Here is an 11,912-nt window from a genome sequence, read left to right as displayed (position 1 = left end):
ATTAACTTAATAAAGAAGGCAAAAAACTTAGTAGTAATTACATATCACTTATTTATAGCTGCTGGAAAGGGTTTTATAGAAGACCGTGTAATGAAATTAAGTGCATCTTTGGCATATTACACTATATTTTCTCTCACGCCTTTAATTATAATTATTATCTCTGCAACTAGCATTTTTCTAGGAGATAATATGGATCCAAATACAAAGTTATTTGCAGAAATTAGTAAGATGATTGGTACAGATGCTGCAACCCAATTAAGGGGTTTTGTTGAAAATGCAAATCTTTCTGGCAAAAGTACAATGGGTTTAATAGTAGGAATTGCAACATTGGTTATTGGTTCAACCGCTATATTTATTGAAATCCAGGATAGTATAAATCAAATTTGGAAAGTAAAAGCCGTTCCTAAAAAGGGATGGAAAAAGTTAATTACAAATCGTTTATTGTCATTTTCACTAATTGCATCTTTAGGGTTTTTGCTTTTAGTTTCTCTTGTTATCAATAGTATTGTAGTTGGAATTGGCAATAAGTTAGAAATTTATGCAGCTAAAATCGGTATTGAGCAAATCTCTGGTTTTTTTATGCTCATCGTGACAAATATTTTAACATTAGCCGTAGTAACTGCCATTTTTGCTATTATTTTTAAAGTATTACCTGATGTTAATTTAAAATGGAAACCAGCATTAATTGGCGCATTATTTACCGCGTTAATGTTTAGTTTAGGTAAATATGCTATAGGTATTTATATCGAAAAGGGAAATCCAGGTTCAGCATTTGGAGCCGCAAGTTCAATCATCGTTATTTTAGTCTGGATATATTATACATCTGTCATTTTATACTTTGGTGCAGAATTTACTCAGGCTTACGCCGAAAAATATACCGATGGAATTACCCCTTCAAAATATGCAGTTCATTTAAAAACCATTGTTGTAGAAAAGAAAGTAGAAGTCTTGCCTCCTCAACATCCAGAAGATACTGTAGATTGCCCAGAAACATAAGCTGCAATCTTATCCATTAACTCTTTCTCTGAAAATGGTTTAAGTACCAAATCATTTATACCCGATTCAATATATTTTTCACGATCTTCTTTTAAAACATTTGCGGTAACTCCTAAAATTGGTATGTTCATTTTGGTAGCATCAACATACGATCTAATTTTCCGTGTTAATTCAACTCCTCCCATTTCTGGCATTTGAATATCAGTTAAAATTAAATCATAAGTATTATTCTTAAACAATTCAAAAGCTTCTTTACCGTCATACGCTACATCAGTTAACATCTTGTATTTTTTAATAACTGTCTGTATCAACAAGACATTCATTTTATTATCATCAGCCAATAACACTCTTTTTCCTTCTAAATTAGCTGCATTATTAAACGTCGAATTTTTAGTTGCTACTATATTTTTATTGCATAATTCATAAGGAATTTCAAATGTAAATATAGAGCCTATACCCAATCTGCTACTCACTCCTATTTGTCCGTGTTGAAACTCAACTATCTTTTTGCAAATGGCTAATCCTAATCCCGTTCCCTTCTGTTTAATTTTAGTAGACGAATAATAGACTTGCGCAAATTCATCAAATATCATTTCCAAGTTCTCCTTAGTAATACCAATTCCAGTATCTATGATATGAACTTTCAATACGCCTTGTTTTTTAGCATTTAAATCAATATCGGCCTTTAGCGTTACCGAACCCGTATTGGTAAACTTAATTGCATTGCTTAACAGATTCATCACAACCTGTTTTAAGCGAAGCGAATCTCCAGAAAAGCAAATAGTGTTATTAAAAGAAATATCTTTTTTCAATTCAATTCCCTTTTTACTCGCCAAAATACTCATGCTATTAAATACTTCTGTAATCGCATCTACCGGGATAAAAGAAATTTTATCAAAGCTAACCTTACCAGTTTCGTATTTAGAAAAATCGAGAATATCATTAACTACATCTAACAATAGTATAGAAGAATTTTCTATTGCCGTTAATTGTTCAGTTTGTTGCTCGCTTAATTTACTATGACTTAATTGTTCTGTAAATCCAATTATTGAATTTAAAGGTGTGCGTATTTCGTGACTCATATTTGCAAGAAATCTACTTTTAGAAATTGCATATTGGGAAGTTTTATGGCTATACTTAATTAATGCATTTTCATTTATATAAATTTTCCAAATATTATATAGAATAGCTGAAACTAATATTAAGAGTATTAAAATACTTAAAATGAAAATTTTGTCAAGGCTTTTAAACGTATCGTGAATATTGTCGTTTAGCTCTTTACGGTTTTGTGATACAAAAATCACTTCGCGTTTTTTATAGTTTTGCAACAAAGAAACTAACTCCTTAATTATTCTATTGTTGATTTGTAAAATGGCTACCTCATTTTTTTTGAGCATATCATTAGCCGTATACAAATTATTTATCTTCTCTAATTGAGTTACATTATAAATCTTGTTTTGCGATAAACTGTCAATTTTAGTTTCAGTTCTAACTAATTTATAAGCAGTATCTTCGACTTTAGCCTTCTTTTTGGAAAAGATGGCTGCTAATCTTTCAAAAAACTTTTGTTTTGGTTGAACTTTAACGGGAGTGCTAATGGTATCAACTTTAACCATTTTTTTAATCTTCTTATAGCTAAAATTAGAATGGGTATCAGACTGAACTCGAGTAGTATCTACACCGGATGAAATATTAATTAAGCTATCTGTTAATAATCTTAACTTTAAGTAGAGTTCTGTTCTACTTCTTTTTTGATCAACTAAATTTTTGACGTTTGTAGAGCCATCTTTTTCATTTCCATTCACCTTAGTATTCATCTTATCTAAAATGTTTGAAACAAAATTTATATCGTTCGTAAATTTTTGGATATAATATTTCTGACCTGTAACGGCAAATAAACGACAGTTGTTATCTGCATTATACAATACGATTATGCATGAATCTATCTGGCTGTAATCTTCTTTTAGCTCAGAAAGTTGATGAATATCTTTTAATAAAATCGTGGTTCTATTATTTCGAACATAGAAAAAAATAGCACATAAGAATAATGCTAATATTAAAAAAACAACAAGACTATAACGTGTTGAAGGGTTTTGGGCAGAAGAAGATGGCATAACACTCGTTAATTAAAATTACAAATACCCAAAAAATAAAGTTTAGGGCAATTTTTTTAATAACAAGTAGAGGAGTGCACAAACATACAGTAAAATAAGTATTGCTTGTGAGTTAATTTAAAAAATTAAGCAACCTCTAAATTTTCTGTTTCTTCAGTATTTGTATTCGCATCATTTCTTTCTCTTTCTTCTTCTTTGATTTCGTCTTTTTCTATTCTCAGATTTTTAATGATATGTTGCTGTCTTTCTGGTGTATTTTTACCCATATAATACTCTAGCAAGCTTTTTATAGTCTGATCTTTCAAAATAACAGGGTCAAGCCTAATGTCTTTACCTATAAATAAACCAAATTCATCAGGTGATATTTCTCCTAAACCTTTAAATCGAGTAATTTCTGGTTTGCCACCTAATTTCTCAATCGCATCACGACGTTCTTCTTCACTATAACAATAAATAGTTTCTTTTTTGTTACGCACCCTAAACAATGGTGTTTGTAAAATGTAAACATGACCAGCCCTTACCAAGTCAGGGAAAAACTGCAAAAAGAAAGTCATCATTAATAAACGAATGTGCATTCCATCTACATCGGCATCTGTAGCAATTACAATATTGTTATAATGTAAACCTTCTAGGCCATCTTCAATATTTAAAGCGTGTTGTAACAGATTAAATTCTTCGTTTTCATACACTACTTTTTTAGTGAGTTCATAACAGTTTAAAGGTTTTCCTTTTAAGCTAAAAACCGCCTGACAATCTACATCACGGGATTTTGTGATAGAACCTGAAGCAGAATCTCCCTCGGTAATAAATAAAGTAGTTTCGTATCTTTTATCGTGTGGAGTGTTAAAATGAACTTTGCAATCTCTTAGTTTTTTGTTATGTAGTGATGCTTTTTTAGCTCTATCGTTTGCCAGTTTTTTAATCCCTGCAATATCTTTTCGTTCTCTTTCAGATTGGATAATTCTTTTCAGCAAAGCGTCGGCTACATCGGCATGTTTGTGCAAGTAATCATCCAATTCCTTCTTCACAAAATCCATAATGAAAGTACGAACAGATGGCCCTTCTGGCCCCATATTTTGTGAACCTAACTTGGTTTTAGTTTGCGATTCGAAAACTGGTTCTTGCACTCTAACCGAAACTGCTGCAATAATAGATGCTCTTACATCACTTGCATCAAATTCTTTTTTATAAAACTCACGAATAGTTTTTACTACCGCCTCTCTAAATGCAGCTTGATGTGTTCCACCTTGTGTAGTATGCTGACCGTTTACAAATGAATGGTAATCTTCTCCATATTGTTGTCCATGCGTCATTGCAATTTCGATATCGTTTCCTTTTAAATGAATTATTGGGTAACGAATATTTTCAACATCAGCTACTTTATTTAACAAATCATATAATCCTCGCTCTGAGAAATATTTCTGATTATTAAAACTGATGGTTAAACCTGTATTTAAGAACACATAATTCCAAATCATACTTTCCACAAAATCTGGAATGTAGTGGTAATTTCTAAAAATCGTATCGTCTGGATAAAAAGTAATTGCCGTACCATTGCGTTGTGTAGTTTCAATTATTGGCTGATCCGAAACAATCTCTCCTTTGCTAAATTCTACTTTTTTAGTTTTACCATCGCGATAACTTTGTACTACAAAATTGGTTGATAACGCATTTACTGCTTTCGTACCAACTCCATTTAGTCCAACCGATTTTTGAAAGGCATTGCTATCGTATTTCCCACCTGTATTTATTTTCGAAACGCAATCTATAACTTTACCCAAAGGGATGCCACGTCCATAATCACGAATATTTACTTTATGCTCTGACAAGGTAATTTCGATAGTTTTACCAGATCCCATTACAAATTCATCAATAGAATTATCTACGATTTCTTTCAGCAAAACATAAATTCCATCGTCTTGTGCAGAACCATCGCCAAGTTTACCAATGTACATACCAGGGCGTAAACGGATGTGTTCTTTCCAGTCTAATGAGCGTATACTATCGTCGTTATAAATCGGTTCTGCCATTTTTCGTATTGTTTTTTGTCATTCAGAGCGTGGCGAAGAATCTATTAGTAGATGTAATTAATAGATTTCTCCATTGTTTCCCCGTCGAGAGGACGGGTAATAACTCAGCATTACAAATTTAATTTAATCTCTATGGAAATCAATTACAAAGTTTCCACAAATGAACATTTTAGCTAATTTTAATCTGCAAACTAAAATCCCTATCTTCCAAAATCAAATTAAACTTCATGCAAATTAAAAAACAGCTCTCTCTTTTCGATCTTTCCATGATTGTGGTTAGCTTAGTTATAGGAATGGGAATTTTCAAAACTCCTGTTAACGTGGCTGCCAAAGCTCAAATTCCAGAAGTGTTCTTTTTAGCATGGATTATTGGTGGAATTATAGCTGTCTGTGGTGCTCTAACCTATGCAGAAATTGGTTCTCGTTACCCTGTTACAGGCGGATATTATAAGATTTTCTCCGTTTGTTATCATCCATCTATTGCATTCGCTATCAATTGCATTATTGTAGTTTCTAATGCTGCATCCGTTGCTGGTATTGCATTAATTGGTGCTGAATATTTAAGTAAAATTATTCTTGATCCCCAAATGCAAACCAGCGAATACCGAATTCTTATTGCAACCATTAGCATTATTATATTTTATGCTGTTAATTTATTGGGATTAAAAGCGAGCTCCAAAACTCAAAATGTTTTAACCGTTATTAAAATTATAATGGTGCTTACTTTAATATGTGCCGTTTTTTTTGGTGAACAAACCACGAGCATCACTCCTATTTTTAAAAGTGTAACAGGTGGTTCGCCAGTTTGGAGCGATTATGGAAAAGCGCTAGGTTTATGTTTAATTGCAGTTTCCTTTAGCTTTGGTGGTTATCAACAAACCATCAATTTTGGCGGCGAAGTAAAAGAAGCGAAAAAGATTGTACCACGCTCAATCATTATTGGTTTAGCTATTATCATCACTTTGTATATGGCTATAAATTATGCTTATGTAAAAGTAATTGGTTTTGAGCAGCTTAAAACCGCCGAAAGTATTGCTGCCATACTTGCAGGTAAAATTTTCGGTCCTATCGGATTTTCTTTATTATCTGTTTTAATCTATTTATCTGTTTTAGGCTATGTAAACGTGAATTTATTAAGCAACCCAAGAGCAATGTACGCCATGGGCGAAGAAAGAGCTTTACCTAAAATCTTTACTAAAACCACTAAAAAACATGGTGTAATGATTGTAAGCTTAACTGTTTTTACCATTATAGCAATTTTCACTCTGTTTTACGCCCAAACTTTCGATAAAATTTTAAACTACTCGATATTTCTAGATTGTATTGGATTTGCAACTTCAGCTGCTGCGATTTTTATTTTACGTAAAAAAACTGCTCATTTAGCTAAAAAAGATATATATACTGTTCCATTGGGTCCAATTTTGCCGCTCTTATTTATAGCTGCATATCTATTTGTAGCCTTCAGTATTTATAGTGATGATCCAAATGCGGCCTTAAATGGCTTGTATATCTTTATAGGATTTATCATTATTTATTTCATTATCAGATATTTTAATAACAAAAAAGATAGCAATCAGCTGTCGTCAGAATAAATGCCACTACAAGCCCTACCTTTTAAAAAGCAATTAATTTATGCATCAGGAATGATGGGTTGGAGCATTATGACCAACTTGATTATTGTAATGCTACCCTACTTTTATTTACCACCAACTAATTCTGGTTTATCGCCTTTGGTGCCGCAGCTTTTAGTTTTTGGCGCTTTTAATATCCTTTCATTAATTGCGGCATCTGGCCGATTATTCGATGCCGCTTACGATCCTTTTATTGCGTCGATAAGTGATAGTAGCAATAATCCAAAAGGCAGGCGTTTTCCCATTATGCGATGGGCTATTTTACCCGCAGTGATCTTTTGCGGTTTGGTTTTTACTCCGCTAGTAAAAGGAGAAAGTATAAGCAATGCTTGGTGGTTAACGCTAGTTTTAGCTGGATTTTTCGTTTCTGTAACCACCTATATTATTCCTTATAATGCATTATTAGCAGAGTTAACGCATACTCCTGAAGAAAAAGTAAAGCTATCCACCTTTCAACAAGTTGGTTTTGTTTTGGGAATGATTTTAGGGGCACTTTGCAATAATTTCGCTGATTTAATTCAAGTTGTATTTCATGTGACCGAACGATTTGAGGCACTGCAATACACCATCTGGGGATTAAGTATTTTCTCAGGCATAGTAATGATTTTACCTATTATTTTTATAAATGAAAAGGAATATGTACAAAGTAAACCTACTCATATTCCTTTATTGCCAGCGATTAAAAATACATTCAGAAATAGCAATTTCAAATATTATCTCATCTCAGATTTCACTTATTATACAGCTTTAAGTTTAATGAGTAGCGGATTGCTATTCTTTGTAACCGTATTGCTTGGTTTACCTGATTCCGATGGCGGTAAATTTATGGGACTAATGGTAGTTTTATCTTTGGCTTTCTATCCATTTATAAATTATGGATCTAAAAAATTCGGCAAAAAGCCGTTAGTATTATTGGCATTTGGGGTTTTAAGTTTAATTTTCGTCACTATTTTTTTCTTAGGAAAATTGCCCTTTACACCGAGTAATCAAATGTATTTATTGGTGATTTGTGCATCTTTTCCTTTAGCTGCATTGGGTATTTTACCAAACGCAATTTTAGCAGACATAGCTCAAAAAGACACATTAGAAACTGGTGAAAATCATGAAGGAATGTTCTTTGCAGTTAAATATCTCTTTGTAAAACTTGGTCAAACCATAGGGATTGCCATTTTTGCTATGCTAACTATTTATGGTAAAGATCCTGGTAACGATTATGGTTTGCGCTTAAATGGTGTGGTTGGTTTTGCACTTTGTGTTTTAGCACTGTTGTTTTTTACTCGATTTAAGGAGAGAAAGTAGAAGCACCCAAATAGTATCCATTTCCCTCTTCCATCTTACCTTTTTCCATTTCCATTATTATTTATGTATCTTTGCAGCGAAGCAGAATTTCTTTATCATTTAAAGCAACTCGCAAGTTAGTCCTTCCAGCAATGATTGTTCTAGCTTCTTCGATATTTTACATTTAAAAATTATACTTTGTTATTTTCAGAATTAAACCTCATAGCCCCTATTTTAAAGGCGCTTGAAACCGAAGGTTATACACAACCTACACCTATACAAGAGCAATCTATACCCTCTATTTTACAAAAACGCGATTTATTGGGATGCGCTCAAACTGGTACTGGTAAAACCGCAGCATTCGCTATACCAATGTTGCAATTGTTAAACCAACCTCATTTAAACACAAAAGGTCCTAAACCAATTAAGGCCTTAATTTTAACTCCAACCAGAGAATTAGCTATCCAAATTGAAGAAAGTTTTAAGGCTTATGGCCGTAACTTACCTTTAAAGCATTTGGTAATTTTTGGTGGTGTTGGACAAAAAGCACAAACTGATGCCTTGCATAGAGGTGTTGATATTTTAGTAGCAACTCCTGGTCGTTTATTAGATTTAATGAACCAAGGTTTTGTGAATTTAAGGGATATTGAGATTTTCGTATTGGATGAAGCGGACCGTATGTTAGATATGGGTTTTATCCACGATGTGAAAAAAATTATCGCAAAATTACCTGCAAAGAGACAAACTTTGTTTTTCTCGGCTACCATGCCAACTGAAATTCAGAAATTATCTAGCACTATTTTAACTAATCCTGTAAAAGTGGAAGTTACTCCGGTTTCTTCAACAGCAGAAAAAATTACACAAGCAGTTTATTTCGTTGAGAAAAACGATAAGAAAAACTTATTAATCCATTTGTTAAAAGATAAGGCAATTGAAACTGTTTTGGTATTTACACGTACTAAACACGGTGCAGATAAGGTGGTTAAAGATTTGATAAAAATCAATATTAAAGCTGAAGCCATTCATGGAAATAAATCACAAAATGCTCGTCAGAGAGCGCTAACAAACTTTAAAGCTCGTACTACTCGTGTTTTGGTAGCAACTGATATTGCAGCTCGTGGTATTGACGTGGATGAATTGGCACACGTAATTAACTACGAATTGCCAAATATTCCTGAAACATATGTACACAGAATTGGTAGAACTGGAAGAGCTGGTTTAAGTGGTATTGCTTATTCGTTTTGCGATGGTGAAGAGAAAGAATTTTTAGATGATATTGAGAAATTAATCGGTATAAAAGTTCCAGTAAACGAAGATCATCCTTATGCGATGAGCTGGCAAAGTTTAATGAGTGCAGCCGCAGCCGCCAAAAGTGGTGGAAAGAAAAAAGGAAATCAACGCGAACCTCGTGAGCGTGAACCAAACTTAAGCGGAGCGAAAAAGAAACCACATCAAGGTGGCGCTAGAAAACCAAATCATACGGGTAGCACTGCTGGCGCAAACGCTGGTGGCGGTAACCGCAGATTTAGTGGTGGCAGCAGCAGAAGAAGAGATTAAGTTGCGTTTTTAAAACAATTTGTCATTCCGAGCCTGCGAGGAATCCCTTTTGCGAATTCACTTAGAGATCCTTCCTTCGTCAGGATGACAAAATTTTATATAAAATGGTTCGTAGCAATACGGACCATTTCTGTTTATTTAAATTCGTCATTTCGAAAGAGCGCAGCGACGAGAAATCTATTAGTGAAAAGCATAGCTGGAGTGATTGCTTCTTCCCATCAATCCCACAACCTCAACGTTCGGTATTGTTCGGCCTAGTGTAAACCATTTGCATTACATTGATGTTTCTCATCTCAAAAGCAGCCTCACAATAGTTTAAATAATAGTTCCATTTACGAATAAAACGCTCATCGAAACCTAGAGCTTTTACTTCATTTAGTTTACGGTTGAATTCGACAAACCATAATTTTAAGGTTTGGGCATAATCTAAGCCTAAATCTTTTAAATCAACTAAAGTTAAATCACTTGTGTTATTAATTGCCTTATTAATTACTGCAACAGATGGTAATAAAGAACCAGGGAAAATGTGTTTCTGAATCCAATCTACACCTCTACGCAAACTATCGTATCTACTATCAGGACTTGTAATTACTTGAAAAGCAAATATCCCGTTAGGTTTTAAAACTTCTGCACACTTTGCAAAGTAAGTCTCTAAATAATTATGACCAACTGCTTCCAACATTTCTACAGAAACAATTTTGTCATATTGCCCTTCAATGTTTCTATAATCCTTAATGATGATTTCTATTTTGTTTGATAATCCTGCAGCTGCAACACGCTCTTGTCCGAGTTTTTGCTGTTCCCTTGAAATCGTAACCGTGGTTACTTTACAACCATAGTTTTTGGCCATAAAAATAGCATTTGCTCCCCAACCACTTCCAATTTCTAACACATGGTCGCTAGCTTTTAAATGCAATTGCTCACACAATCGGCGGTATTTTTCATCTTGTGCCTCAGCTAATGTTAATTCTGGAGTTTTGAAATAAGCAGCAGAATAAGTCATGGATGGATCCAAGAATGTCGCAAAGAAATCATTATTTAAATCGTAATGCTCTGCAATGTTTTTCTGTGAGCCGGTAATGCTATTCGAACGATTGTTATGATAAATTCTATTCAACCACTTGAATAAATTTAACCCTACTGATTTAACTTTGCTGCCAGAAACTGAAGGTGCGTTTTCGATATTAAGGATAATCCATTTGATGAGATTGGTAATGTTATCAGTTTCCCATAGGCCGTTTACATACGCTTCACCAAAACCAATATCTCCATATAAAACTACGCATTTGAAAAAACTAGCATCCTTAACTTCTAAAGTGGCTTTTTGATTAGAATTAGGATTCCCAATCTGCAAATTTTCTCCATTAGGTAAAGTCAAGGCTAAATAACCTTTATTCATTTTACAAAGTGCATTCACAACTGCATTTTCGTAAAATCCTGATTTCGATTTTGTTAGAGAGAGAGATGACATATTTAAATTAATTTGGTCTATAGGGCTTATATACGCCTTTTTGTAAATTTTGGTTTGCAGCTTTTGGATGATATTTTATTTTTTTAATCCACAACTTAAATGCCTGCCAATGGATTAGACCCATAATCTGCAAAGGAATTAATGGGATGGAAAGAAAATAGCGTAACATATTTGCATTGGTTAATGGCTTTTCTTCTCCAATTAATGTACTTATAAAAAATCTTTCCCCTTTTTTATCGTAATCGTCTATTTTGATGTCTAGTTTATGAGTTGGAATGGCAAGTTTGAAGTCAAAAAAAGTGTCCAAATCTATAAATGGCGAAACATAAAACAATTTCTCCGTCTTTTGTCTAAATACATTCTCGTGCAAATCTTCTTTCCCAAAAAAGAACATTTTCATTTCGTGGTAGGTATTACTAATTTCTGCTATTGCACAAAGCGGATGATTATTTTCATCAAAACAGAAATAAAAAGAAACAGGGTTGAAATTATAACCAAGTACCGATAAGTTAGTTAATAGTTTGATTTTACCATTTCCAATCTCTACATTGTGGGATTTTAAATAGATTATGATTTGTTGTTTTACTGTTTTACTTTGATCTGGATTTTCCTTCGGAAGTTGTAAATGATCGTTATCTCTAAAATTGAATAAATTAAATCGATTACAACTAAACCAACGAAGCTTTTTATCAAGGATTTCGAGTTCATCCAAGTCGATGTAAAACATAAATACATTGTACCAAAAGCTGTGCTTCTTAGGTGCTAACCTATGATGCATCACTTTGGCGGAATATATGGATGAGTTTAGGTTCATTTTAAACAAATTTTGTCATGC

The 11,912-nt window shown here is 33.3% G+C and carries 8 protein-coding genes; 4 read left to right on the top strand and 4 right to left on the bottom strand.

Translation table 11 applies throughout. The features are described 5' to 3' along the window. Complete coding sequence (locus WC622_RS12625; RefSeq protein ID WP_372820072.1) at positions 1 to 996, top strand: YihY/virulence factor BrkB family protein; 996 nt, start codon at positions 1 to 3, stop codon at positions 994 to 996. Here WC622_RS12625 and WC622_RS12620 read toward each other — a convergent pair. Together WC622_RS12620 and WC622_RS12615 are read right to left on the bottom strand one after the other, a co-directional pair. After that, positions 957 to 3,110 carry an ATP-binding protein gene (locus WC622_RS12620; RefSeq protein WP_372820057.1) on the bottom strand — a complete coding sequence of 718 codons (2,154 nt, stop codon included), beginning with the start codon at positions 3,108 to 3,110 and terminating at the stop codon, positions 957 to 959. The genes WC622_RS12625 and WC622_RS12620 overlap by 40 nt on opposite strands. A gap of 125 nt (positions 3,111 to 3,235) precedes the next feature. Further along, positions 3,236 to 5,140: a DNA topoisomerase IV subunit B gene (locus WC622_RS12615; protein ID WP_372820056.1), complete on the bottom strand. Its 1,905-nt coding sequence runs from the start codon at positions 5,138 to 5,140 to the stop codon at positions 3,236 to 3,238. A 227-nt stretch (positions 5,141 to 5,367) separates the two neighbouring features. On the opposite strand from WC622_RS12615, the gene WC622_RS12610 reads away from it, so the two are divergent. From WC622_RS12610 to WC622_RS12600, 3 genes are all read left to right on the top strand, one after another. Beyond that, positions 5,368 to 6,732 carry an APC family permease gene (locus tag WC622_RS12610; protein ID WP_372820055.1) on the top strand — a complete coding sequence of 455 codons (1,365 nt, stop codon included), beginning with the start codon at positions 5,368 to 5,370 and terminating at the stop codon, positions 6,730 to 6,732. After that, entirely contained in the window at positions 6,733 to 8,070 is a 1,338-nt protein-coding gene (locus WC622_RS12605) for an MFS transporter (RefSeq protein ID WP_372820054.1), read from the top strand. Positions 8,071 to 8,247: 177 nt separating this feature from the next. Continuing rightward, a complete protein-coding gene (locus WC622_RS12600; RefSeq protein ID WP_372820053.1) occupies positions 8,248 to 9,606 on the top strand; it encodes a DEAD/DEAH box helicase in 1,359 nt (452 codons plus the stop codon). A 232-nt stretch (positions 9,607 to 9,838) separates the two neighbouring features. Here WC622_RS12600 and WC622_RS12595 read toward each other — a convergent pair whose 3' ends face one another. Together WC622_RS12595 and WC622_RS12590 are read right to left on the bottom strand one after the other, a co-directional pair. Further along, positions 9,839 to 11,077, bottom strand: coding sequence for a class I SAM-dependent methyltransferase (locus WC622_RS12595; protein WP_372820052.1), 1,239 nt, complete (start codon positions 11,075 to 11,077; stop codon positions 9,839 to 9,841). A 7-nt stretch (positions 11,078 to 11,084) separates the two neighbouring features. Next, on the bottom strand, positions 11,085 to 11,891 hold the full coding sequence (locus WC622_RS12590) for a DUF1365 domain-containing protein (protein WP_372820051.1): 807 nt from the start codon (positions 11,889 to 11,891) through the stop codon (positions 11,085 to 11,087). Positions 11,892 to 11,912: the final 21 nt, after the last annotated feature.

This window comes from Pedobacter sp., assembly GCF_041662865.1.
Classification (GTDB): Bacteria; Bacteroidota; Bacteroidia; order Sphingobacteriales; family Sphingobacteriaceae; genus Pedobacter.
The sequence above is the reverse complement of the archived record's forward strand: the minus strand, read 5'-3'. Positions and strand labels throughout refer to the sequence as shown.

Excerpts from the sequence above, each read along its gene's own strand:
- WC622_RS12610 (WP_372820055.1), top strand. The coding sequence starts at position 5,368 with ATGCAAATTAAAAAACAGCTCTCTCTTTTCGATCTTTCCATGATTGTG.
- WC622_RS12590 (WP_372820051.1), bottom strand. The coding sequence starts at position 11,891 with ATGAACCTAAACTCATCCATATATTCCGCCAAAGTGATGCATCATAGG.
- WC622_RS12615 (WP_372820056.1), bottom strand. The coding sequence starts at position 5,140 with ATGGCAGAACCGATTTATAACGACGATAGTATACGCTCATTAGACTGG.
- WC622_RS12605 (WP_372820054.1), top strand. The coding sequence starts at position 6,733 with ATGCCACTACAAGCCCTACCTTTTAAAAAGCAATTAATTTATGCATCA.
- WC622_RS12620 (WP_372820057.1), bottom strand. The coding sequence starts at position 3,110 with ATGCCATCTTCTTCTGCCCAAAACCCTTCAACACGTTATAGTCTTGTT.
- WC622_RS12595 (WP_372820052.1), bottom strand. The coding sequence starts at position 11,077 with ATGTCATCTCTCTCTCTAACAAAATCGAAATCAGGATTTTACGAAAAT.